The organism is Bdellovibrio sp. SBM16 (assembly GCF_056175625.1).
This window is the reverse complement of sequence record NZ_JBJKJG010000011.1, coordinates 42,560-65,262: the sequence shown is the minus strand read 5'-3', so window position 1 is coordinate 65,262 and position 22,703 is coordinate 42,560. Positions and strand designations below refer to the sequence as shown.

Here is a 22,703-nt window from a genome sequence, read left to right as displayed (position 1 = left end):
AATTTAAAGGTTAAGGTTATACACTATGCGAGTCAGTTCAATTGACGTAGGTTCAAACGCTATACGCCTCGTCATCATGGAAATTCACGAAAACGGCCAATGGGAACAAATAAAGAAGTTTAGGGCCCCGTTACGCCTTGGAACTGATGTATTTGAGCATAAAAGCTTGCAACCGGAAACTGTCACCGAGCTGCTTGAGGTGTTTAAAAAGATCGCTAAACTTAACAAAAAGCACAAAGTGCAAAAAACCATTGCCCTGGCCACCAGTGCCATGCGCGATGCCAAAAACAACCGTTCAGTTGTAAACCTGATCAAAAAAACCAGTCGAATTAAACTTGATATCATCTCGGGCCAAGAAGAAGCCCGCCTGATCCGTAATGCCATCTTTAAGTCGAAGTCGAATCATTTTCAGAATGCATTATTGATTGATATCGGTGGCGGCAGTGCCGAGCTGACCGGACTGTTTAATGATAAAATTCTTTTTTCAAAAAGTTACCCTTTGGGCGTGGTTCGTTTGTTATCGATTAAAAACAAAAACAAGAACGTGCGCGAATACTGCGAAGGCCATTTAAAAAAAATCAAAAACGGCCGCCATCACTTTGATGTAGCCGTCGGCACCGGTGGAAACTTCGATGCTATCGCCAGACTCAAGATGTCGTTATTAAAACGGGCGCCGCAGACCCACTTAGAAAAGTCTGAACTCTTAAAAATTCAGACCCTTTGGAAAAAACTTTCAAACGAACAGAAGCTCGCCTTAGGCTTACGCCCCGACCGTATCGACGTTCTGGATTTAGCCATGGATTTAATTTTAATGATCATCAAACGCTTTGAAATTACCAAGATCAAAATCCCGATGACAGGCCTTAAAGAAGGCTCGATCCACGATCTGTTAGCCTAATCTTCGTCTTTGACCAGATCATCTTCAGTTAACGTGATTTTCTGTAAAGCTTTCGACATCATATCGGCCTGAACACCGGCAATGTTTTTATGATCGGTAACAGTTTTTTTATGGTAGCTACCATCAGAGCGCATCTGCCAGCTTTGTGCCTGATCTTTCCAGTAAGACTGCAGAATCTCCCATAACTTTTCTTTGGCCTGACGGTCGTAAATCGGCGTGATCGCCTCGACACGGGCGTGAAGATTGCGGTACATCCAGTCAGCCGAACCGATATAAAAATCGCCGTCTAAAGGGTTTTCCTGCCCGTTTCTGAAATAAAATATACGCGAGTGCTCTAAGAAGCGGCCGATCGTTGACTGCACTTCAATTTTTTCGCTCAGCTTTTTTACCCCGGGCTTAATACAGCAGAACCCGCGCACGATCAGTTGCACCGAAGCTCCAGCCTGTGACGCTTCGTAGAGTGCAATCGAAATATCGTTTTCTTCCATGTTGTTGAATTTAGCCATAATGTGGGCCGGGCGTTTGTTCTTGGCATGCTCAGCTTCACGGGCAATAAGTTCTTTAAATTTTGAAAACATATTAATAGGCGCAAGCAACAGGTGCTGGTAATCGGTCTTCATTGACTTGCCCGTTAAAAAATTAAACAACTCAAGTAATTCGGAAGTAATGCGCTCATCAGCAGTTAAGATACCTACATCGGTGTAAAATCTTGACGTTGATTCATTGTAATTTCCGGTTCCGATATGGGCATAGGTGCGTACCGATTTTTCTTCTTTGCGCACCACTAATGAAGTTTTGGCATGTGTTTTAAGGCCGACAAGCCCGTACACCACATGTACACCGGCTGATTCCAGCTCTTGCGCCCAGATAATATTGCGGTGTTCATCAAAACGCGCTTTAAGCTCGATCAGGCACACGACTTGTTTTCCGGCTTCGGCAGCTTCAATTAATGCACGGATAAATGACGAGTTATCACCGGTGCGGTACAAGGTCATCTTAATGGCCAGCACTTGCGGGTCTCTTGCCGCTTCGGAAATAAATCGCTCAACCGTTGCCGAAAAGGATTCAAACGGATGGTGAATAAAAATATCGTGTTTTTTAATCTGATCAAAAATCGAAATCTGCTCAGATAACACCGCCGGCACCACCGGCGACCATGGAGCAAACTTTTCACCCGGAATCGATAACTGGTTCACTAACAGCGGCAGATCACTTAGATCAAACTCGGCCGGCATATCATAGATATCTTCTTCTTTTAACTCGAGTTCACGGATTAAAAATGTTTTTAACCATGGATCGGTACAGTCAGAAAATTCAACACGGACGATTTCTGCAAAACGGCGCTGGCGTAACTCTTCTTCGATCATCGATAATAAATCTTCGGTATCTTCGTCTTCACGGTCTGAATCAGCATTACGCGTGACTTTAAAAACAATCGTGCCTTTGACCTTCATCTGCGGAAAAAGTTCGGCAATGTGGGCTTTAACCACTTCGATAGCATGAATATAACGAGTTGATTCACCGATCTGGATCCACTGATCGACCAGCTTAGGAATCTTTACCCGGGCAAAGATTTTATCTTCGTCAACTGAAGACCCTTGCGCGAGCGAAACACCTAACGACACCGAAAGATTGGAGATAAACGGAAACGGATGTCCGGGATCCACCGAGAGCGGCGTTAAAATCGGAAAAATTTGTTTTGCAAAATACTCTTTTAAAAATTTGCGATCAGCCGGTTTTAAATTTTTATAGGGGACAATCTCACATCCCTTGTGCGCCAGCTCCAGACGAAACTGATCCATCTGCATCGACTGGTGTGCCAGCATCGGCCCCATCACCTTGGCAATCATCTGCAACTGCTTTTTCGGGGTCTGACCGTCTGAGGATTTCGGCGTTAAACCATAGGCGATTTGGCGCTTTAAACCGCCGACACGCTTCATAAAAAATTCATCTAAGTTTGACGAAGAAATGGCCAAAAACTTAAGACGTTCTAAAAGTGGATTTTTCTTATCCTGCGCCTCATGTAAGACACGCAAATTAAACTGCAACCAGCCTAATTCGCGGTTATTAAACATCTCCGCCGAACTCTTGGGATGCTCGATACTTTTAACTTTTCTTTTTTTACGAACTTTTTTTTGCGCCGGACTCATGAGTGTCTCAGTTTAAGACCGAAGAATGTTATGTACAAGTCAAGATCCTGTCTTTAGCGTTCTCCACGACTAGCCGATAAGTAGGTACTATGTCTGGCTCTTTAGCACGCTATCATGCACGATCACCGCGATATATCCTGGATACCCAGGATAATAGTCTGATTCGTTTTTCTGGTGCTGAGCGTTTACCGTGGGAAGAAAAAACTGAATTACGAAATGTTTCTTTAACCGGATTATCGTTTGTTTGTGCAAGCGACCTATCACCGCAGCTGGGCGAAATAATCAAAATCCAGTTCGCTGTGCCCGGCGCCGAATCTATGGCCTGTTATGCAATTGTGATCCGCATTTCTGCCGAAGACCCCCATGCGAATGAAGTCGCTGTGCACTTTTACAAATTAGACCGCATCCAGCGCATTAACCTGGTTCAAGGTCTGGCCAACAAAATGGACACGAAAAAATTTAATCTGGACGGCGATAACGAACGCAAACTTGGCGAACATTTTTTCTATCTGACTCTGATGTTTTTTTCGATTTTAAGCTGGCTGGTTCTGATGAACCTCTATCTTTAAAATTGTTTTGTAGCTTATAAGCGACATCTTAAAAGTCTCATTTTGATACATCAAAAATCTGTAGCTTAAACCACGACTGTCAGGTCCTTAACAGGCGCTCTGAAGTTCGACGCTAACGCCGCTGCCTATTCGCATATAACCCGACTCATCACGCACAGAATTTGAAATGATTAAACGCATGACTTTACGTCTCTGCGCTATCCTATTTTTAATTTCTGTACTGGCTGCCTGTGGTGGCCCGGATTTTATGGATCGAACCAGACTCGACGGCAGCATCCTGCGCGGCACTCCGGTTACGGCCAAAGATGCAATCCATGGCCGCACCGTTTATATCGCGCGCAATTATGACATTGACCCTTCGGCCCCATTCAGATTTCAGAAGTTTGGGCTATGCAGCGGCGTAATACTGCATGACCGTTATGTTCTGACTGCGGCCCATTGCGCTTCTTACTTTGAAAAATCGCGCGTGATCTTTACTGACGACGTTAATCAGCCGGTATTTCCGGACCAGGTCTACAAAATTCAAGCCGTGCAGATTCCGGGAATGTATTTTAAATATAAAGCCCGCGAAGACGAAGCCAAAATACCGCCGAGCCCGAAAAATAAGTCTAACCATTTTGATCTGGCGGTCTTACAGCTTGAACATCCTATCCTTGCCGGCAAATACGACCACGATTATTTAAGCCGTCCAAATACGGTCTTGTATTTTAATCGCTCGCCAAACGTAACTGACAGTGAAGGTTATGTGACGGGTTTTGGCCGCATCAGTGAGTATCAAAATCTTAATGCTGATCCGGAATACCGTAACGATCTGCTCCTGCCGCCGTTAAACGGTACACTGTTAAAAGCTAAAATTCCGCTGAACATCCGGGAGGCAGACCAGCGCCTGATTGTACGCAGCCAGCGTTTTGCACCCGGCGTGTGCGGCGGGGACTCCGGTGGGCCGTTGTTTATAAAACGCGGTGATCATTTTTATCTGCAGGCCATCGCCATCGCCACTTACAAAGTAAAAGAAGAAGACCCAGAAAACAAATTCAACTCTTGTTACGGCGATAGTATTTACTTAAATTTAGATTTTCACAAAGACTGGATCCGGGATTCAATCCAGGATCTGGAAAGTAAAAAACACCGGTCAAAGCGCTAAATCCGGTCTAAAAACTCATCACGCGAGATATATTTTCCGCCAAACGAGCCGGACACATCTGTGACCATCTGCAAATCCATCCAGGTCAGCCCCTGCTTCTGCAAGTGTTTTACCAACTGGATAAACGCATACTTCGAAGCATTCGGTTTTTTAAAAAACATACTCTCACAGCTAAAGTAGGTTTTACTTCTGACGCCGTAAATTCCTGATATCAGCTCATCATTCTGCCAGCATTCAACCGATATGGCCCCGCCGAGTTTATTTAAGTCGCTGTAAGCGGCAATTAACTCTGCCGTAATCCAGCTTCCCTTCTGGCCCGCACGCACCTGCTGCTGGCACTCGCGCATCACTTCAGTAAAAGCCTGGTTTACCGTAACCGTAATCGTTGGCTCGTGTCTTCTGATCCATTTAGCTAAACTTTTTGCGATATGCAGTTCGGAAAACTCAAGGATACCGCGCTCATCCGGACAAAACCACAACAGCGGATAACCTTCATGTGGCCACGGAAATATTCCTAAGCTGTAAGCGAGCTGCAGATTCGCTGCATCCAGGATTCCGCCAGCCGCGATGACATCATCGATGATTTCGGCTTCGCGCGGGTCTGGAAAATCATTTAAAAGATCACCGGCTACAGACATCACACACACCACAGGCTTTATCTACATAGTGGCCGAAATACAGATAAATGCGCTTCATGCGGCATTCATCAGTCTGTTTTACCCACTGCAAGATCGTCAGTAATTTTTTTTGATGTTCTTTTTTTAACAGGTCCTGGTTCTCCTGGGTAAATAACGATTCAGCCGGAGGCTGCAGCGCTTTGTAACCAAACAGCGAATCGACTTCTTCCAGACAACCCCAGCGCGCCAAGATACTGACCGCAGATTGTACGCGAAAATCTTTTTTGTTTTTAAAGGTCATCTGCTCACGTAAAAAATCAAACCCCTGCTGCGACACCCGGTCGTAATTATCCTGAATTAAATGATAAACTTTTAAGATAAAGTTTTTATCCGGATAGGCCCAGTCCAAAAACTGCATCTGGATCGACACATCATCTTCATCGTAAAACAGCACGGCCTGCGCTGGCTTGCCATCACGTCCGGCCCGCCCGACCTCCTGAAAATAGGACTCTAAAGTCGACGGAATTTCGCTGTGCAAAACAAAACGCACATCCGGTTTATCAACACCTAAACCAAACGCCGGCGTGGCCAGCATCCATAAGGGTTCGCCGACTTTGCCGCGCAAAAACGAATGCTGACTTTGCCGTCTTTGCCCCGGCATCATATCGCCGTGGTATTTTAAGTAGGGATATTTTTGTTTCTGCAGAAAACGGCCGAAATTTTCTAAGGTGGCAATTAACGAAAAATACACAATACCTGACTGGTCAGGGTGTTTTTTCATGATGTCGTACATCGCCTGAAATTTTTCTTCTTCACCATAAATATCTTCAACTTTTAAAGCCAGCTCGGGACGTTCGATGCCACTGGTGACGATGCCGTGTTCGGTTTCTAAGCCCAGCGATGTGCAGATTTCTTTTTGCACCGGAATGGTTGCGGTTGCGGTTAAACCCAAGACCGTTGGTTTGCCGAGCTTGTCGATAATTGGCCCGAGTTTGGCGTAATCCGGCCGGAAATCATGGCCCCACAGGCTCACGCAGTGCGCTTCATCGACCACGAACAACGAAATTTTCTGTTTTTGAATCACGTCCCAGAAATCCGGCTTTTTAAACCGCTCCGGCGTGACAAAGAAAATATTAAATTTGCCTTCAGCCAGCTGGCGCAGGCGTTTTTCTTTTTCATCACCGGAAATTGAAGAATTGATAAATGAAGCACGTAAGCCCACATCCAGCGCTTTTTGCGTTTGATCCTGCATCAACGCAATTAACGGTGACACCACCAAAACCAATTCGCCCGGTTTTTGTACGTGGGCCATAAACTGAAAACACAGACTCTTGCCGGTGCCGGTTGGCATCAGCGCCAATGTTGAATGACCGCCGATCAGACGCTCGATTACCGCGGCTTGAGCTCCGCGAAAATTCGCGAAGCCAAAATGTTTTTGCAAAGTTTGATTTAAATCGTGCACCAACTGAGTTTAAAGAAATTATCGCAAAAACTCAACGATGGAACGCCACATATCAGACATCGTCGTCGCAAAATTTGAGTTTTGTGCCACGGGCGCTTTATCTACAGTGACAGTGCCGTCTTCTGACAATGTTCTTTTGCGCACCCACTCCATCATATCTTTAAAATAATTACGGTAAAAATCACGCTCTTGCGGCAAATCTAAACCCATTTGAATACGCGCGTATTTTCCCATCATAAAACTAAACTTGCTTGCATCACTGCTATAAAAACGAAGTTTACCATCAGTGCTCATTTTCGAGTATGTCGCTACCCATTCCTGCGGGGTAACTGGGCCACCGTGGTTGGTATCAAGAACCAGCCAACCCTTTTCTTTGGTATAAACCATTGTCGCCACATGGTAGCGCCAGTTAATATCGCCGGTGTTCATCGGGCCAATCGCCCAGATTTTGCGGATTGAGTTTTTTTGCACGCCCATTTTTAAAAGCATCAAATGAATAAATGTTGCGCGTCCAAAACAAAAACCAATGTTGCGGTTAGGATCGTATTTTTTATTGCCTGGATTCACCACCGGATTTTGGTAAGTTAAATCAACAAGGCGATGAGCCGCTGTCTCGCTGATCTCTGTGGCGCGGGTCGATGTGGTCCGGAACGGCACTTCGCCTTTAATGCTTTCAAGCAATTTACGATTCATCTCTGCAACTTCGGCAGGTGTTTTTCCAGCCACTTCGGCCGGATAAGCTTCGATCAGATCCTTTTCAACCAGACTTTTGCGGTCCAACAGAAGTTGATGGTCTGAAAACAGGTTCTGACATTGGTTTCCGGCCCAGACCTGTGGCGATGAAACTAACAATAAAAATAAAAACGCTCGCAATATCATAAACCTGCCTCCTGATAAGCTTTGGCTGACGAAAGCGGGCCCAATGTCGAAAGAACCGACACAATATGTGCTGTATGCAAATATATTGGATTTGAGTACCTGTTAACGTGCAACTTCATAGCTACCAGATGACTTTGCAAATAAGACTCCAGACTTGCCCTTATTTTGGGCGCCAGCCATAGCGTTTGCCTCTCGAAAAAAAGTCTGATAGACCGTTATCTTTACTTTAATAAAAGCAAACACATAAACCCATTAGACAGAGGTTAAAATGGCAAAAACTTGGGACATTCAAAAAGTCCGCAATATCGGTATCTCAGCGCATATCGACTCAGGAAAAACTACTTTATCTGAGCGTATCCTTTTCTACGGTGGTAAAATCCACGAAATCCACGACGTAAAAGGTAAAGACGGCGTTGGCGCGACTATGGATTCTATGGATCTAGAGCGTGAAAAAGGGATCACTATCCAGTCAGCAGCAACTCAAGTTCACTGGAAAGATTATACAATTAACTTAATCGATACTCCGGGCCACGTTGACTTCACAGTAGAAGTTGAACGTTCTCTTCGCGTATTAGACGGAGCTGTTCTAGTACTTTGCGGTGTTGCCGGTGTACAATCTCAATCGATCACGGTTGACCGCCAAATGAAACGTTACAATGTTCCGCGCTTAGCGTTCGTGAACAAGTTAGACCGTCAAGGTGCTAATCCATTCCGTGTTAAAGATGCTTTAGTTGATAAATTACGTCTTAACGCTGTAATGGTTAACATTCCAATCGGTTTAGAAGACAAACACCGTGGTATCGTAGACTTAGTCACGATGAAAGCTTACGAAAACCAAGGTGACGACGGTGAAAACATCGTTGAAATCCCAATCCCAGCTGAATTAGCTGAAGATGCAAAAAAATACCAATTAGAATTAGTTGGTAAATTAGCTGATATCGACGACGGTATTGCGGAAAAATTCTTAATGGAAGAAATGCCAACGGTAGACGAAATGAAAGCGGCTATCCGTAAAGGCGTTATCTCATTAAAATTAGTTCCGGTATTCTGCGGATCTGCGTTCAAAAATAAAAACGTTCAACACTTATTAGATGGCGTTACTTACTACTTACCAAACCCATCTGAAAAAATTGAAAACGCATTAGACTTAACTAAAAACGAAGAAAAATTCCCATTATCTCCGGATAATAACAAACCTCTAGTAGCGTTAGCGTTCAAACTTCAGGAAACTCCGTTTGGACAGTTAACTTACATGCGCGTTTACCAAGGTACTCTTCGTAAAGGTGATTTCATTATCAACCAATCTGGTAAGAAATCAGTTAAAGTTCCGCGCGTTGTACGTATGCATGCTGATAAAATGGAAGACGTTGAAGTTGCCTACGCTGGTGACATCGTTGCGATGTTCGGTATCGACTGTGCTTCAGGTGATACTTTCTGTGACGAAAACATCCAGGCGTCTATGCAATCTATGCACGTGCCTGATTCAGTTATCTCGCTTGCGATCGCTCCGAAATCTAAAGAAGGTACGAACAACTTCTCTAAGGCGTTACAAAAATTCCGTAAAGAAGATCCTACTTTCCGCGTTCACCGTGACGAAGAATCTAATGAAACTATCATCTCAGGAATGGGTGAGCTTCACTTAGAAATCTACATCGAGCGTATGAAACGTGAATTCAACTGTGAAGTTACAGTTGGTCAACCGCAAGTTGCTTACCGTGAAACTATCGGCGCTGAAGCTCAGTACGAATACACTCACAAAAAGCAAACAGGTGGTTCGGGTCAATTCGCGAAAATCGCTGGTGCTATCCGTCCTCTTGAAAAACAAGAAGATGGTTCTATCTTCCGTTTCAACAACAAAGTTGTGGGTGGTCGTATTCCTAAAGAATTCATCCCAGCTGTTGAAGAGGGTTTCCGTGAACAGTGCGCTAAAGGCCCTATGATCGGCTTCCCTATCGTGGATGTTGATGTAGACTTAGTAGACGGTGCGTTCCATGATGTCGATTCATCTTACATGGCCTTCAAAATTGCAGCTATGGCAGCAATGCGTGAAGTTTACCAAAAAGCAAAGCCTACAGTTCTTGAGCCAATCATGAAACTTGAGACGACTGTACCTGAAGAATATCAAGGTCCAGCGACTGGTCAAATCAGCCAACGTCGTGGTGTTGTTGCTGGTACGACAACAATCGAAGGTAACGTAACGATCGAAGCAGAAGTACCGTTAACAGAGATGTTCGGTTACTCAACTGACTTACGTTCAGCGACTAAAGGTAAAGGTGAGTTCACTATGGAATTCGCTAAATACTCTCCAGCGCCTCGTAACGTTCAAGACGACTTAATCAAAAAGTACGCGGCTAAGCGTGCGGCTGAAAATAAGTAATCTGAGTTAAAAGACAAAAAGAAAAAAGCCCTGGTGGAAACACCGGGGCTTTTTTTTACAAGATACGTACTACTTTTTGAATTTTGAATTTATTTTTTAGTTTTTGCGTTGATAGCATCCATCACTGACTTACAGGCTTTAATACCCGCTTCACCTTTTGTGGTTTCTCCTGTAGCCATGTTTAAACAACCCTTTTCAGAAACTTTAGCCCCGATTTGCTCGATCATACCACAGGCCAAAATTACACCAAAACCACCGGTATCGCTTTTATTGCCGTCATCTAAAAGTTTTTGAATGGCTTTTTCACCACCGACTAAAACGTCATACGTCGATTGGCGGATCTCTTGTAATTCTTTTTTCTCTTCATCTGTTGCCGTAGCCATGTCCTGGCCGACCACCTTACTGACATCCTCTAAAGTTCCGCACTGAATTGCGTAGGTTTCTTCAACTTGTGAGTTATCCAGCTGAGCAAAAGCCATAGAGCCAGATATTACGATAGCCGCTAATACGATTTTTGATAATTGCATAGTCTCTCCTATTTACGTGAGTTGGGTTATTATCACCTTTTAGCAGCTAGCAATTACAAAGCCCACGCCACGGTGGCTATATCAGCTTATATTCCACAAATACGACTACAATATAGACAGCGGCCGATAAAGCGTACTCGTAAAAATGATATACAATCTGTGAACTAGTATTCTAAAGTTAATGTTATGCGCACGTTTATTTATGTGTTTATATTTTTTGCTTCTCTGAACACTTTTGGCGCCCTCTCGCCACGTATGTATTCGGTTATTTTACAAGGCGGATTCACCTCTCACAGCATCTCAGACAGCGATAACAACTCTGGCTACAGTAATAAAGCTGATGTAAATCTGCTTTACTTCGAACGTAGTGGACTGGCGCTCGGAGCTCACTACTTACAAGAATCACGTTTTGAAACTGAGCGTGAGTTTAGCCAAGCCTTTGGCATAGCTATTGGTTATTACTGGAACCGCGGCTGGTTTATTTTAGGCGATTATGATTTTACAGCTAAACTTGGCAACTGGTATACAGGCCATGCGACACAACTAAATGCAGGTTATCTGGAGCATATCGGCGGCCATTTTCATGTTGGTTTACAGATGTCTTACCGTTCAGCAACATTCACCGAGAATGAACTTACCCGCAACATTAACGCCTACAGAACCGAACACGAAAGCTACCCAAGCCTTACTATAATGCACTTGTTTTAAACCAAAGTAGATGCTTATGATATAGGCATAACTCGCATCAATTCCCTATCAATACTCAAGAAGCCCTTAGCTTTTATCCCCAAAACGATGCTAAGATAGCTGCTTCTATGGTTTTAATTTTGATCGCCTTCGTGCTGGTCTTATCAGTTTCGTTTATTTGTTCATTATGTGAGGCGGTTTTGCTTTCATTGTCACCGGCCTTCGTTGAAGTCTCGATCGAACAACGTCCTAAATCCGCAAAAGTTTTAAAACATGTGATCGACAATATGGATCGATCAATCACTGCAATTTTAACTTTGAACACGATATCAAATACTCTTGGCGCTGCATGGATTGCTTATGCGGTACAAAATGAGTTTGGCGACACGTACGTCACGCTATTTTCAGTATTTTTAACATTGATGATTTTAGTTTTTGCTGAAATTCTCCCAAAGACGATTGGTAAAAACAATCCAAAATCACTTTCTATCTTTGTCGCTTACTGCGTACAGATGATGACAATTACAGTTTATCCATTTGTAAAATTAGCCGACATGATTACTCAGATTTTAACTTCTGCCACCGAAGAGCCGGATGTAACCCGCGACGAAATGATCAAACACGCAGAGATCGGCGTTGAAGAAGGAACTTTAAAAGCCAAAGAATCAACCATCATTAAAAATTTAATGAAACTTGATAACGTCTACGTCTCTGACATCATGACGCCGAGATCAGTGTTTATGGCTCTTGAAGGCGACATGACCGTGCATGAAGTTTCAAAAAAATTTAAACCGATTCGATTTTCACGTATTCCTGTCTATCAGGATTCTCTGGATCACATTATCGGCATCACCCATCGCTACAAAATTTTAGAGGCCTTATCAGCCGACCAACATCATAAAAAAATCAGCGAATTGTTAATGCCGATTTCAAACGTAGCCGAACGCATGACGGTATCCCAGGTCTTAGATTTCTTTATTAAAGAAAAATCCCACTTAGCCATAGTTAACGACGAGTACGGTGTAACCACCGGCCTGGTCACCCTTGAAGACGCCGTTGAAACCCTGTTAGGGGTCGAGATTATGGATGAGTTCGACAACATCGAAGACATGCGCAAATACGCCATGGAACAGTGGCAACAACGCAAGAAACTCAACCGCAAATAGCGGCCATAGCCCCTGCTCGAACAATCTACATTTAGTTTAATTTACTGAAGCTTACGGTGACAGTTTGGCTTCGGTACTAAGGTCCTGATTGGCCTTTAATTCCGCAGGGTTAGGCGCGATCGGCGAGAACTGCACGGCCGTAAGCATAACAACAAAAAGCAGCGTTAAGCCGGCTAAGATGGCGAAAAGACGCAAGGTTTGAAAGTCTGAGGCATTTCCCCGACTGCTGAACTGCGCGCTCAATTGTTCAATCCATAAGCTTAATTGCTTTTTCATTTTAGCACCATGACTTCCAACTTCCTTAAATAAAGCATAATCTAAGCCAAACTTTTCGAACCATTTAGTGTCTAAAGGAAACTGCATGACCCATTCAGAACTAGCTCAAAAAATTTTCGACGTCGCCCATTTAACCGGAGAGTTCAAATTACGCTCAGGACAAATCTCGAATGAATACTTTGATAAATACCGTTTTGAATCGCGCCCGGAATTATTGCGCGAAATCGCACGCCAGATGGCACAACTTGTTCCAAAAGATACCGAAGTATTAGCAGGACTTGAAATGGGCGGAATACCAGTGGCAACGGCGATTTCGCTTGAAACCGGAATTCCGGTAACATTCGTGCGCAAAAAAGCCAAAGACTACGGAACATGTTTATTCGCCGAAGGCGCTGCGATCGAAAATAAAAAAGTGTGCATTATCGAAGATGTGATCACATCTGGCGGCCAGGTTATTTTAAGTACCGCTGATCTACGTTCGGTAAAAGCCAACATCAGCACGGTTTTATGCGTGATCAACCGCGGCGGCGATGAAGCTATCGCAAAATTAAATGCCATTGATCTGCAAGTAAAAAGCTTATTCGTCAGAAAAGATTTTCCGAAATAAAGGATGTAATATGGATACAACTGAAAACTTACCAAGATGGGATAACACCACTGAATACCCATCATTTTCTTCAAAAGAGTTCTCGGCAGATCTAGAAATTTTAAAAACCCAGACGGCAAAAATTGAGGCGAACTTAAAAAGTTTCGCACAGGCTTTGGCAAAACCTGAAGAAACACTGTCAGCACAGGCTTTAGAAGGCTTACAAGAGACGCTTTATATTTATTCGCAGGCACAGATTTTACTATACAACCTATCTTCATATGCTTCGTTTGAATTCTCGCTGAATTCAAAGAATGTCGAAGCCGAAAAAATGTATTCGTACTTATATAAAGATGTAAATTCACAATTTGAAATTGCCATTACGCCGCTGAATTTATTTTTATCGAAAACGACTGAGGAAAATTACCAAAACTTTTTTAAGGCCGAAAAAATCAAAGACTACGCTTTTCACTTTTCCCGTCTGCGCCTGAAAAAAGACCACATGCTCTCTGAAAAAGAAGAAGCCATTATGTCGACTTTAAACAAAGATGGCCACACATCTTGGGGCAATCTTTATTCTTCGATTTCAAGCAGTGCGCGGGTTAAAATCAATCACCCGTCTTTTCCAGAGCCGGTCAGCATTGCTGTTGCCTTCGGAAACACCCAGGGCGCTGACGAAGCGATCCGCAAAGCCAGCTGGGAAGGTATTCAAAACACTTGGCGCGAACACCAACAATCTGCAGCCGCCATCGTCAATGCGTTAGCCGGCTGGAGACACGACGTTAATAAACTGCGTTCGACAGCAACTAAAACATTAGATTTCTTGGACGAGCCGCTACACAGTAATCGTATTGAAGGTAAAACTTTGCAGGCTATGATCGATGCGGTAAGTGACTACCGCCCGATTATTCAAAAAGCAGCCAAGAGTATGGCTAAACACTACGGAAAATCCCAGCTAGACCCTTGGGATTTAGTAGCGCCGGCTCCGGTAAAGTCAGAATCAGCTTTAAAATTTGCTGAATCGTTTAAACAAGTCAAAGACGCTTTCACTCATATGGATCCGACAATGGGTGAGTTTGCGCAGATGATGTTGGATAAAAACTGGATCGATGCCAGTGTTCGCCCGAACAAACGTAACGGGGCCTACTGCGGTGGCTTTTCAAAAAGCCGCAGCCCGCGTGTATTTTTAACATTTGCCGGCTCATCACAAAACACTTCAACGCTGGCGCACGAACTGGGCCATGCTTATCATAATTGGGTGATGCGTGATATGTCGAAGATAGCTACGATGTACACAATGTCGTTAGCCGAAACGGCAAGTATCTTTGCTGAACAAACTTTATTTGATTACCAAATTGCGACGGCGAAAACTAAAGATCAGCTTTTAGATGTCTATTGGTCGATCGCCGAAGGCGCTGTTTCGTTACTGTTAAATATACCGACCCGTTTTGAATATGAGAAAAACTTTTATGAAAAACGCAAAAAAGGTTTTGTAACGCCCGATGAATTAACACAGCTCATGTCTGAAGCCTACACAAAATGGTACGGCGACAGTCTCTCAAAGCCAGACCCGATGTTCTGGGCGTCAAAGCTGCATTTCTCGATTGCGAATTACAGTTTCTATAACTTTCCGTACACGTTTGGATACTTATTCAGCTTAAGCCTTTACGCCCGCAAAGATGAGTGGGGTAAAGACTTCAGCAAAAAATATACAGCGATCTTACGTGATACCGGCTTAATGACCGCCGAAGACCTTATCCAAAAACACCTGGGTGAAGATATCACTGATAAAAAGTTCTGGATGAAGGCCCTTGATACGGTCGCTAAGCAATTAGAAGGTTTTAATAAGCTCTAATCTCTTCGACCTCGTCCACTTCTTTTGCTGCACTGGAGATGACTTCACAGCCATCTTCAGTGATCAGCACAACATCTTCAATTCTAATTCCGATATTGTTATATCTATCTTTACGGTTTTTTAAATATAATCCTGGTTCAACTGTAAATAACATTCCCGCTTTAAGTTTTACAGCAGTTTGATCCTCATTAAAGTACGGGCAGGCATCATGCACCAAACGACCGATCCAATGTGATGTCTTGTGCGGAAAAACTTCGGCCAGTTCTTCTTTCTTGATCACTTTCTGGCGAAGCAGATCTTCTAACAGAATCTCTTTTGCCAGCGCATGCAAATTTGTGAGCGTTTCTCCAGGTTTAGAGGCTTTAATTACTTCTTTCTGGGCTTTTAAAACAATTTGATAAATCGTTTTCTGCTCTTTGCTAAACTTTTTGCCGGCGGGCCAGGTGCGGGTGATGTCAGAGGCAAAACCATCAAACTTAACACCCATATCGATTAAAACCAGTTCATCATTTTTAATTTTCTTTTGTGTTGGAGCTGCATGAATAATCGTGGTGCGTGACCCGGTGCCCACTAACATCGGATACGCCCAACTGCCCGCTGCTGTTGCCTGGTAAAAACGAGAAATCTTTTGGGCGAGCTCTTTTTCTGTCAGCCCCACAACCGCTCCCGTCATGGATAACGTGTGTAACTGCGATGAGATGCCACAGGCTGTGCGCATGGCTTTCACGGCTTCCGAATTTTTAATCAAACTAGACTTGTGTCGCATTTTTTCCTCCGAACTGTACTTTTATCTTAACAAGGCTGAACTTTTTTCTATATATTTGAATAAAAGGTACCCGATTACGGTACTTTTAGCCTGAAAAAGGCCAGAATTAAGGACGAATAAATGACGAATCATAATGTGGTCGAAACGCTGAAAAAGGTGTTGAAGGTGAAGAAAATCACCTACAAAACACTGGCGGATGAGCTCGCAATGAGTGAATCCGGAGTAAAAAAACTTTTAACTGGTAAAGATATTTCGCTAACACGCGTGGAACAGATTGCAAGATTAGTAGGCCTCTCCCTGGCTGATCTGTTTCAACTCGCGGACGAAGCTGAAGTCAAAAACGTGCGCCTGAGCCCAAAACAAGAAAGCGTCCTGTATGAAAATAACTTGCTGTTTCGCATTTATTGGTTCTTAGCGGTTGAAGAAAAACCCTTAGATATCATTAAAAAAGCTGAAAAAATCACAAATGATCAGTTACAGCGAAACCTACTTAAACTTGAAAACCTAGATCTGATCAAAATCGGAAAAAACAATCGCATCGTATCTGTGCATAAAGGATTATTTCGCTGGGCCAGTGATGGCCCGCTGGTAAAAAAACTGAATCACGAATGGTCAGAAAATACTTTAAAGAAAGTCTTGGCCCAAAAAAATGACAAAGAAACGCTTCACCGGCTTTCGTATTTACGTTTAAGTGAAAAATCCAAGAATCAGTTCTACGACCGCTTAAATGAACTGGTTAACGAGTTTGCTCGCCTCTCCCAACGAGAAAAAACCCGCTATGCTGACCGCGATCTGACCCAGATCAGCTCCCTGATTGCCGTGGCCAATTCAGGATTTATTTAAAAACGAAAGCACAGCACCGACCAAATACAGCGACCCCGTGACAATCACGAGGTCGTTTTTCTTAGCCGGCACAGAATTAAGCAAAGCAATCACATCTTCGTTTTCATCGACCGCTCGGGTGCGCACGTCTTCCGGATACTCCATCAGACTTCGTCCTTTAAACGGGGTTTTTGTTAAATAGATATTTACCCGCGGCAGTGTATACAGCAGGCGAAACATTTCATCGGCTGCTTTATCCTGCCCGATACCAACTACAAGATGCAGGTCATTCCACTCATACGACTGCAAGAGCTGCACTAAACTCTGCACCCCCTGGAAATTATGATCCCCCGACAGATAAACCGGAGCCTCCAGATGCGGCCATTTGATCTTTTGCATGCGGCCAGCCCACGGAATTTTTTCCAGACTATGTAAGTGATCCTGCGGCTCAAATCCCAGCTCTTCAAACATCGTCAGGGCCGTCATAATATTTTCACAGGCGCGATGACCCGGTATATTCACCAGGGTTTTTCCCCACGGTGTCGTTAAAAACCAGTGGGGTTCAAAGTCTTTTTCGGCATGAATCGATCCCGCAACTGCGGCAATCGCCTGCGAATTTGTTTGAGCCAACACTTCTGCAAACAACGCAAAAACCTCACCCGGCAACGGATGATGCACAACTTTTGAGTTAGGTTTAATAATACCAAATTTATTCTTAGCGATTTCTAAGACCGTATTACCTAAAATATTCTGATGATCCATCGCGAGCGCGGTAATAATCGAATACCGATTCGGAAACACGTTGGTGGCATCATAGGTGCCGCCCAGCCCAACCTCGAAAATAACATAGTCTAATTCGTTGTTGGCAAAAAAATATTCTGCCGCCATCAACGTCAGACTTTCAAAGTGCGTCAGCTCATACTGAGCAATCAGTGCCTTATTTTCCTGATAAAGCCGCACAAAATCGGCTTCAGCAATCTCCTGACCATTAACTCTGATACGTTCAACGGTCGAAATCAGATGTGGCGAAGTGTAAAGGCCAACTTTTTTTCCGGCCGACAAAAGCAACGTCTGCAGAGCTGCACAGGTCGTGCCTTTGCCGTTGGTGCCGGCCACCGTAATAATTTTTTCCGGGTTTAATTCAGCGAACCAGGTTTTATGTTGCAATGCCTGCTTCAGCTTTTCTAAGCCAGGCATGGTTTTCGGCATAATATTAAGCGCCTCAAGGGCCGCTACAGCTTTTTTAAATTCGCTCATAAGATCACCCGCTCAATTAAAGCCTGCTTATTCTGTGCCACATTGTGCACCCGCAAATATTGCGCATAGGCCTGATTAATGATCTCCGTCACCTGCGCGGTCTCTGGGTCGCGATCGGCAGCCGGTTTATCAGTAAGCAGAGCTAAAAATGATTTGCGTGAGTACCCGAGATAGATCTCTTCTTTAATCGCCTTAAAGCCGAATAGATAATTTAACAGATCAACACTCTGTTGGGGCGTTTTGCCAAAGCCAATTCCAGGGTCAAAAATCATCCGCTCGGTCGAAATATTCTCCTGCGCAAAAATTTCTTTTTGTTTTAACCACCACTGACTTAAAAAAAACCACGGATCTTCATGCGCCGGAATCGTTTCCTGCTTTAACGGCGGCACCGAAAATGAATGCATACAGACCGCTTTAGCCTCGGTTAACTTTAACAGATCACGCATCTGCGGCTGGCGAAAACCCTCCACATCGTTAAGATAATCAATACGGTAGTTCTCCAGTATCCTCGCCATCACTTCTGGCTTGCGGGTATCGATCGAAATTTCAAAATCACGCGCATAATCTTTTTTATATTTGTTGATCACATCTAAAGTCGCCGCCAAACGGCGGTATTCAGTTTCAGGGTCAACGATTAAAGCCCCCGGCCGCGTCGATTCTGCGCCGATATCAATGATGTCAGCACCATCATCAAGAAGCTTTCCCAGTTGCTGCAGCGGCGAGGCCAATACCCCATCACCCGAAAATGAATCGTCGGTCACATTTAAAATGCCGGCAAACTTCGGCCACACAAAAGTTTTAGAAATCTGGGTATTAAACGGCGGCAGTTCCTGATGCAGCCAAGCCGGCGAATCAAAAACAAAATCATCGCAAAGTTCAACCAGCGGAAACAGGGCAAACGGACGGTTTAAGATCTGGCTATGCGGAATATTCAAAGCTTCAGTTTTTAACTCGAACCCTTCCACCCACAGAATATCAATATCAATTTTGCGCGGGGCCCAGCGGTCACTGCCTGCGCGCCCAAGCTTAAGCTCAATCGCTTTAAGATCGTTAAGGAGTTTGAATGGTTCGAAGTTCGTAACTTCGACTTCTACGGCAGAATTTAAATATTTTTGGTTCCAGGTCGGAGGTGCTCCGTCCGGAAGTAACGCATCTGATTCGTAGATTGAGGCTACGCCGACCACCGTACAGTAAGAAATTTTTTTGATTTCGGCCAAAGCCAAACGTAAGTGTTTAATGGCTTCAATATTCGACCCAAGACCTAAAACTACACGGGATGCTGACATGTGAATTTGACCCCACCTTGCAATGACGGAACCGGTGGGCGAACTTTTGTCGCCGAAGTTACCAGTTCTCCGCTAAAGCCATGAGACTTTAACCATTCTGTCAGATGCTGGTGAGTCAGAAAGCAGACATTCTCAATCAGGTTAAACGGCCGGGCCGTGGCCACCATTTTAATATGGCTCACTAACGCCGCATAATTGATCGCATCGTCTAGGTTATCTGTCGCACAACCTTTGACAGGTTTTTCAAACAGCAAAGTAATATCAAACAACACGGGCTGCAGCTGGGCTTGTTCTTCTTTGGTCACACCCAGGCTCATAAAAACTTCAAAAGAATTTATCTGCAGAGTTTGTTTCACTAGTGTTTAACTCCGACCACGTAAGCAATCCAGCTTAAACAAGCTTCGCCCTCTTCAACCCGCGTAAAAATACCGTTACCGGTACCGTCACGCTTAGAGCCTTCCCAGTAAACAACCGCATCGTCAAAGCCAGCTTCCAGCATGATTTCCCTGATCTCAGGAATCGTCCACATCCGCCAGTCATAAGTAAAAACATCTTTATACATTTTACCTTTGTAGCGAAAGTGAATACCGAAGTTTGCAAAGTTTGATACCGGATCAAAATCTTTTTGCTCCCAGTAGTAAGTAAAACCATCACACGGATTTCTATCCATCGCATGATCGGTACAAGCAGTGCCGCCGAACATATCGACGATAAACAACCCTTTTGGGTGAACAGAGCTATAAACATTTTTGAAATAATCGGCCAACACCTGACGCTCTTTAAAAATGTAGTAAGAGAAGTTAGTGGCCACCACGATATGCGCCTTAGGCAGACCGGCTTCTAACACGTTCTTCTTGATCAAAGTGATACGCTGTTGCTGGTCTGGAGACAACTTTGCGATGTAATTGGCACGGCCGTAGCTCATTGGCTCATCATCAAGATCTAAGCCGCAAGAGGTGTTATCTTTGTGAAGCTTAACCCATTCACAGCTGATCGCCCCGCCGGCGCAAAAGTCTTCACGTAAGGTCATTCCTTTTTTAGGGGCTCCAAAGAATTCTTTGTAGCGGTTACGATAAAACTGCACATCCCCTTCCGGAGACTGTACAGCATTTAAGTATAAATCGTATTTATCAAATGGCAGTTTACGTTGGCGCTTAGTCTTAGATGATTTTTTCTTGCTTGCCATAAATGATTCCTACGGGATCTCGCCGCAAATTTCTCGGATCGCATCAGCGATTTCATGTTTTTGAGGCACACTGGCATCTTCAAGGTTCGGATGTAAACCAATACCAGGAACATGTTTACCCGCAATTACGCGCGGACGCGCCTGTAATTCATAGAACAACTCTTGCGTCACACGGTAAGATAAATGTTCACCGAAGTTAGTTACTTCAGTGTCTTCATTCACGCACAGGAATCTTCCGGTTTTTTGCACCGAAGATTTAATCATCTGCCAGTCATAGGGATAAATCGAACGTAAGTCGATCACTTCAACCGAATACCCTTCTTGAGCCAATTGGTCAGCCACTTCGTTACAAAGTAATAAGTGACGGCCGTAAGACACAACCGTGATCTGGTGACCAGCCCGTGTAATTTTACCTTTTCCGAACGGCACTAGGTATTCTTGAACTTTCGGCCAGTTCGCCTTCCAGGTTGAACGATCACCAATCGGTGCGTCGATCATGTTCTTTAATTCTTTTTCATCCGCCGGTTCACCAGGGATTAACTCTTCACCGCGTACACGCATTAAAGCCTTCGGCTTTAAAAACATCGTCGGGTTCGGATCTAAGATACAAGATAATAATAAACCGTAAGCATCTAATGGATTAGACGGCATCACCACTTTCCATCCCGCCAAGCGCGAAGCCCAGGCATCGAATGAGTGTGAGTGATAAACTGAACCGCGGATTCCCGCACCTACCGGAGTCATCACCGTCATCGGTAAATTGTACTGACCGTTTGTGCACCATAAAGTGTTACCGGCAATTTTTAATAAATCGATGGTATTAAAAATATAATCAGCGAACTGGATTTCAGCGACACACTTATCACCGGCCATGGCAATACCCATCGCCATACCGATAATACCGCGTTCGTCGAGCGGCGAATTCCATGCTGTTTTGATACCTTGAGTTGCCGTAAATACGCCACCTAATGGCGCGCCTACGTCTTGTCCGAAAACATCTTTAAGTTCGTAGTTAGTTTCAGCGTAGTGTAAAGCCATTCGGATGGCTTGAGCCATATTTGCCATTAGAATTTTCTCCAGTCTGCGTTTTCGCTGCCAACGTAGGTGTGATCCCAGATGCTTTCCGGAGTCGGTACACCTTCGGCGCGGGCGATTTCTGTTGCGCGCACGCCTTCAGCTTCAAAAGCCGCCCAGATTTCTTTGGCTTCAGCTTCTTTTAACAATCCTGCTTTTAATAATTTAGTTTCAAAATCTTTAACCGGATCAACTTCGTTCTGCACCGGATTTGCACCAGAGGCCGACGAGTGGCCGTAAAGACGGGAAACCATCGCTTCAATAAATGCGGGTTTTCCGGTTTTACGAATGTATTCCATGTCTTCTTTTAACGTTAAGTAAACTTCTACCGGATCGTTACCGTTGATCACCTGCGATTTAATATTAAATGCACGGGCGCGGTCGGCGATAAATGTTTCACCATGCTGTCCCTCGTAAGACGTTGAAATTCCCCATTTATTATTTTGCACCGTGATTAACATCGGCAGCTCTTGGCCTTTGCGCGAAGCTAAGATCAGGCTTGAAGCAAAATCACCTTCAGCAGTTCCGGCATCACCACCGGTTACGATGGTTAATGCTTTTTTGCCAGTGCGTTTTTGCACGTGCGCTGTACCACAGGCAATCGGGTACTGGACTTCCAGCGGTGAAGTGACAGGTGCCACATTCCATTTCGGAATCACAAAGTGGTTCGAGAAATTTCGGCCACCGGTATTCGGATCAGTTGCACGATTCATCATTAAACGGATTGAATCAACCATATCTAGACCCATCGCAACCAGGGTCGGCGAACAACGGTAATGTAAATGCAAATAATCATATTCAGGGCCTTGGCCCTTTTTCGCTAACATCCCTAACGGTACGCCCCACGCTTCTTCACCCGGCCCACCAATCCAGAAAAAAGATTCACCGGCACGGTAAATTTTAATTAAACGCTCTTCAAGAACGCGCGCCTTCACCATGTGAGAATGCATGGTCAGCAAAAGTTCTTTACTTAAACCGCCAAAGTTAATTTTTGCGGGCGCTTTGGCCTTTTCGGCGGGTTTTGATTTCATCAACAAAGCTTTATTTGCTGACGCAGACTTTTTGGAAGAGGAAACGGACGTTTTTTTCATGCGAAAAAAATATAACAAAAAGGGCTGG

22 protein-coding genes are annotated in these 22,703 nt (G+C 44.2%); 9 read left to right on the top strand and 13 right to left on the bottom strand.

Annotated elements, in window-relative coordinates:
• The first annotated feature begins 25 nt into the window (after nt 1–25).
• Nucleotides 26–898, top strand: coding sequence for a Ppx/GppA phosphatase family protein (locus AC04MM_RS12185; protein WP_475380640.1), 873 nt, complete (start codon nt 26–28; stop codon nt 896–898).
• Here AC04MM_RS12185 and ppk1 read toward each other — a convergent pair.
• Nucleotides 895–3,048 (bottom strand): polyphosphate kinase 1, encoded by a 2,154-nt coding sequence (gene ppk1 / locus AC04MM_RS12180; protein ID WP_475380639.1) that lies wholly within the window; start codon nt 3,046–3,048, stop codon nt 895–897. The genes AC04MM_RS12185 and ppk1 overlap by 4 nt on opposite strands.
• A gap of 89 nt (nt 3,049–3,137) precedes the next feature.
• Between ppk1 and AC04MM_RS12175 the strand changes: the two genes are divergently transcribed.
• Together AC04MM_RS12175 and AC04MM_RS12170 are read left to right on the top strand one after the other, a co-directional pair.
• On the top strand, nt 3,138–3,617 hold the full coding sequence (locus AC04MM_RS12175; protein ID WP_475380638.1) for a PilZ domain-containing protein: 480 nt from the start codon (nt 3,138–3,140) through the stop codon (nt 3,615–3,617).
• Nucleotides 3,618–3,783: 166 nt separating this feature from the next.
• A complete protein-coding gene (locus AC04MM_RS12170) occupies nt 3,784–4,761 on the top strand; it encodes a trypsin-like serine protease (protein WP_475380637.1) in 978 nt (325 codons plus the stop codon).
• On the opposite strand, the gene aat is transcribed toward AC04MM_RS12170, so the two are convergent.
• The 3 genes from aat to AC04MM_RS12155 are packed head-to-tail and all read right to left on the bottom strand — an operon-like array spanning nt 4,758 to nt 7,719.
• Nucleotides 4,758–5,399, bottom strand: coding sequence for a leucyl/phenylalanyl-tRNA--protein transferase (aat, locus tag AC04MM_RS12165; protein WP_475380636.1), 642 nt, complete (start codon nt 5,397–5,399; stop codon nt 4,758–4,760). The two genes, AC04MM_RS12170 and aat, sit on opposite strands and share 4 nt — an antisense overlap.
• Nucleotides 5,383–6,840 (bottom strand): RecQ family ATP-dependent DNA helicase, encoded by a 1,458-nt coding sequence (locus AC04MM_RS12160; protein WP_475380635.1) that lies wholly within the window; start codon nt 6,838–6,840, stop codon nt 5,383–5,385. Before AC04MM_RS12160 ends, aat begins: the two co-directional genes overlap by 17 nt.
• Before the next feature lie 18 nt (nt 6,841–6,858).
• Entirely contained in the window at nt 6,859–7,719 is an 861-nt protein-coding gene (locus tag AC04MM_RS12155) for a protein-glutamine glutaminase family protein (RefSeq protein ID WP_475380634.1), read from the bottom strand.
• A gap of 268 nt (nt 7,720–7,987) precedes the next feature.
• On the opposite strand from AC04MM_RS12155, the gene fusA reads away from it, so the two are divergent.
• Entirely contained in the window at nt 7,988–10,096 is a 2,109-nt protein-coding gene (gene fusA / locus AC04MM_RS12150) for an elongation factor G (RefSeq protein WP_475380633.1), read from the top strand.
• Nucleotides 10,097–10,185: 89 nt separating this feature from the next.
• Here fusA and AC04MM_RS12145 read toward each other — a convergent pair whose 3' ends face one another.
• Entirely contained in the window at nt 10,186–10,623 is a 438-nt protein-coding gene (locus AC04MM_RS12145) for a hypothetical protein (RefSeq protein WP_475380632.1), read from the bottom strand.
• 186 nt (nt 10,624–10,809) lie between these two features.
• Between AC04MM_RS12145 and AC04MM_RS12140 the strand changes: the two genes are divergently transcribed.
• Nucleotides 10,810–11,331 (top strand): hypothetical protein, encoded by a 522-nt coding sequence (locus tag AC04MM_RS12140; RefSeq protein WP_475380631.1) that lies wholly within the window; start codon nt 10,810–10,812, stop codon nt 11,329–11,331.
• A gap of 107 nt (nt 11,332–11,438) precedes the next feature.
• Entirely contained in the window at nt 11,439–12,476 is a 1,038-nt protein-coding gene (locus tag AC04MM_RS12135) for a hemolysin family protein (protein ID WP_475380630.1), read from the top strand.
• 51 nt (nt 12,477–12,527) lie between these two features.
• Here AC04MM_RS12135 and AC04MM_RS12130 read toward each other — a convergent pair whose 3' ends face one another.
• Nucleotides 12,528–12,752: a hypothetical protein gene (locus AC04MM_RS12130; protein ID WP_475380629.1), complete on the bottom strand. Its 225-nt coding sequence runs from the start codon at nt 12,750–12,752 to the stop codon at nt 12,528–12,530.
• An 85-nt stretch (nt 12,753–12,837) separates the two neighbouring features.
• On the opposite strand from AC04MM_RS12130, the gene pyrE reads away from it, so the two are divergent.
• Together pyrE and AC04MM_RS12120 are read left to right on the top strand one after the other, a co-directional pair.
• Nucleotides 12,838–13,359, top strand: a complete 522-nt coding sequence (gene pyrE, locus AC04MM_RS12125; protein ID WP_475380628.1) for an orotate phosphoribosyltransferase — start codon at nt 12,838–12,840, stop codon at nt 13,357–13,359.
• 10 nt (nt 13,360–13,369) lie between these two features.
• Complete coding sequence (locus AC04MM_RS12120) at nt 13,370–15,193, top strand: M3 family oligoendopeptidase (protein ID WP_475380627.1); 1,824 nt, start codon at nt 13,370–13,372, stop codon at nt 15,191–15,193.
• Here the strand turns inward: AC04MM_RS12120 and AC04MM_RS12115 are convergent.
• Nucleotides 15,180–15,959, bottom strand: a complete 780-nt coding sequence (locus AC04MM_RS12115; RefSeq protein ID WP_475380626.1) for a M24 family metallopeptidase — start codon at nt 15,957–15,959, stop codon at nt 15,180–15,182. The genes AC04MM_RS12120 and AC04MM_RS12115 overlap by 14 nt on opposite strands.
• Nucleotides 15,960–16,079: 120 nt before the next feature.
• Here AC04MM_RS12115 and AC04MM_RS12110 point away from each other — a divergent pair, with 120 nt between their 5' ends.
• Entirely contained in the window at nt 16,080–16,802 is a 723-nt protein-coding gene (locus AC04MM_RS12110) for a helix-turn-helix domain-containing protein (RefSeq protein ID WP_475380625.1), read from the top strand.
• On the opposite strand, the gene AC04MM_RS12105 is transcribed toward AC04MM_RS12110, so the two are convergent.
• Genes AC04MM_RS12105 through AC04MM_RS12080 form a run of 6 tightly spaced genes read right to left on the bottom strand, consistent with a single transcriptional unit; the run spans nt 16,788 to nt 22,615 of the window.
• The gene (locus tag AC04MM_RS12105; RefSeq protein ID WP_475380624.1) at nt 16,788–18,038 is read right to left on the bottom strand and encodes a bifunctional folylpolyglutamate synthase/dihydrofolate synthase; all 1,251 of its coding nucleotides are present in this window, start codon (nt 18,036–18,038) and stop codon (nt 16,788–16,790) included. The two genes, AC04MM_RS12110 and AC04MM_RS12105, sit on opposite strands and share 15 nt — an antisense overlap.
• Nucleotides 18,035–19,324 (bottom strand): dihydropteroate synthase, encoded by a 1,290-nt coding sequence (gene folP, locus AC04MM_RS12100; RefSeq protein WP_475380623.1) that lies wholly within the window; start codon nt 19,322–19,324, stop codon nt 18,035–18,037. Before folP ends, AC04MM_RS12105 begins: the two co-directional genes overlap by 4 nt.
• Nucleotides 19,306–19,680 carry a dihydroneopterin aldolase gene (locus tag AC04MM_RS12095; RefSeq protein ID WP_475380622.1) on the bottom strand — a complete coding sequence of 125 codons (375 nt, stop codon included), beginning with the start codon at nt 19,678–19,680 and terminating at the stop codon, nt 19,306–19,308. Before AC04MM_RS12095 ends, folP begins: the two co-directional genes overlap by 19 nt.
• Nucleotides 19,680–20,510, bottom strand: coding sequence for a class I SAM-dependent methyltransferase (locus AC04MM_RS12090; protein ID WP_475380621.1), 831 nt, complete (start codon nt 20,508–20,510; stop codon nt 19,680–19,682). The genes AC04MM_RS12095 and AC04MM_RS12090 overlap by 1 nt, the downstream gene beginning before the upstream one ends.
• A 9-nt stretch (nt 20,511–20,519) precedes the next feature.
• Nucleotides 20,520–21,575, bottom strand: a complete 1,056-nt coding sequence (locus AC04MM_RS12085) for an alpha-ketoacid dehydrogenase subunit beta (protein WP_475380620.1) — start codon at nt 21,573–21,575, stop codon at nt 20,520–20,522.
• Nucleotides 21,575–22,615, bottom strand: coding sequence for a thiamine pyrophosphate-dependent dehydrogenase E1 component subunit alpha (locus tag AC04MM_RS12080; protein ID WP_475380619.1), 1,041 nt, complete (start codon nt 22,613–22,615; stop codon nt 21,575–21,577). Before AC04MM_RS12080 ends, AC04MM_RS12085 begins: the two co-directional genes overlap by 1 nt.
• Nucleotides 22,616–22,703: the final 88 nt, after the last annotated feature.

Bases quoted from the DNA above. Each gene is read 5' to 3' on its own strand.
- aat (WP_475380636.1), bottom strand. From the start codon at position 5,399: ATGTCTGTAGCCGGTGATCTTTTAAATGATTTTCCAGACCCGCGCGAA.
- AC04MM_RS12130 (WP_475380629.1), bottom strand. From the start codon at position 12,752: ATGAAAAAGCAATTAAGCTTATGGATTGAACAATTGAGCGCGCAGTTC.
- AC04MM_RS12155 (WP_475380634.1), bottom strand. From the start codon at position 7,719: ATGATATTGCGAGCGTTTTTATTTTTATTGTTAGTTTCATCGCCACAG.
- pyrE (WP_475380628.1), top strand. From the start codon at position 12,838: ATGACCCATTCAGAACTAGCTCAAAAAATTTTCGACGTCGCCCATTTA.
- AC04MM_RS12170 (WP_475380637.1), top strand. From the start codon at position 3,784: ATGATTAAACGCATGACTTTACGTCTCTGCGCTATCCTATTTTTAATT.
- folP (WP_475380623.1), bottom strand. From the start codon at position 19,324: ATGTCAGCATCCCGTGTAGTTTTAGGTCTTGGGTCGAATATTGAAGCC.
- AC04MM_RS12185 (WP_475380640.1), top strand. From the start codon at position 26: ATGCGAGTCAGTTCAATTGACGTAGGTTCAAACGCTATACGCCTCGTC.
- AC04MM_RS12085 (WP_475380620.1), bottom strand. From the start codon at position 21,575: ATGGCAAATATGGCTCAAGCCATCCGAATGGCTTTACACTACGCTGAA.
- AC04MM_RS12080 (WP_475380619.1), bottom strand. From the start codon at position 22,615: ATGAAATCAAAACCCGCCGAAAAGGCCAAAGCGCCCGCAAAAATTAAC.
- AC04MM_RS12175 (WP_475380638.1), top strand. From the start codon at position 3,138: ATGTCTGGCTCTTTAGCACGCTATCATGCACGATCACCGCGATATATC.
- AC04MM_RS12105 (WP_475380624.1), bottom strand. From the start codon at position 18,038: ATGAGCGAATTTAAAAAAGCTGTAGCGGCCCTTGAGGCGCTTAATATT.
- fusA (WP_475380633.1), top strand. From the start codon at position 7,988: ATGGCAAAAACTTGGGACATTCAAAAAGTCCGCAATATCGGTATCTCA.
- AC04MM_RS12120 (WP_475380627.1), top strand. From the start codon at position 13,370: ATGGATACAACTGAAAACTTACCAAGATGGGATAACACCACTGAATAC.
- AC04MM_RS12145 (WP_475380632.1), bottom strand. From the start codon at position 10,623: ATGCAATTATCAAAAATCGTATTAGCGGCTATCGTAATATCTGGCTCT.
- AC04MM_RS12115 (WP_475380626.1), bottom strand. From the start codon at position 15,959: ATGCGACACAAGTCTAGTTTGATTAAAAATTCGGAAGCCGTGAAAGCC.
- AC04MM_RS12135 (WP_475380630.1), top strand. From the start codon at position 11,439: ATGGTTTTAATTTTGATCGCCTTCGTGCTGGTCTTATCAGTTTCGTTT.
- ppk1 (WP_475380639.1), bottom strand. From the start codon at position 3,048: ATGAGTCCGGCGCAAAAAAAAGTTCGTAAAAAAAGAAAAGTTAAAAGT.
- AC04MM_RS12110 (WP_475380625.1), top strand. From the start codon at position 16,080: ATGACGAATCATAATGTGGTCGAAACGCTGAAAAAGGTGTTGAAGGTG.
- AC04MM_RS12140 (WP_475380631.1), top strand. From the start codon at position 10,810: ATGCGCACGTTTATTTATGTGTTTATATTTTTTGCTTCTCTGAACACT.
- AC04MM_RS12090 (WP_475380621.1), bottom strand. From the start codon at position 20,510: ATGGCAAGCAAGAAAAAATCATCTAAGACTAAGCGCCAACGTAAACTG.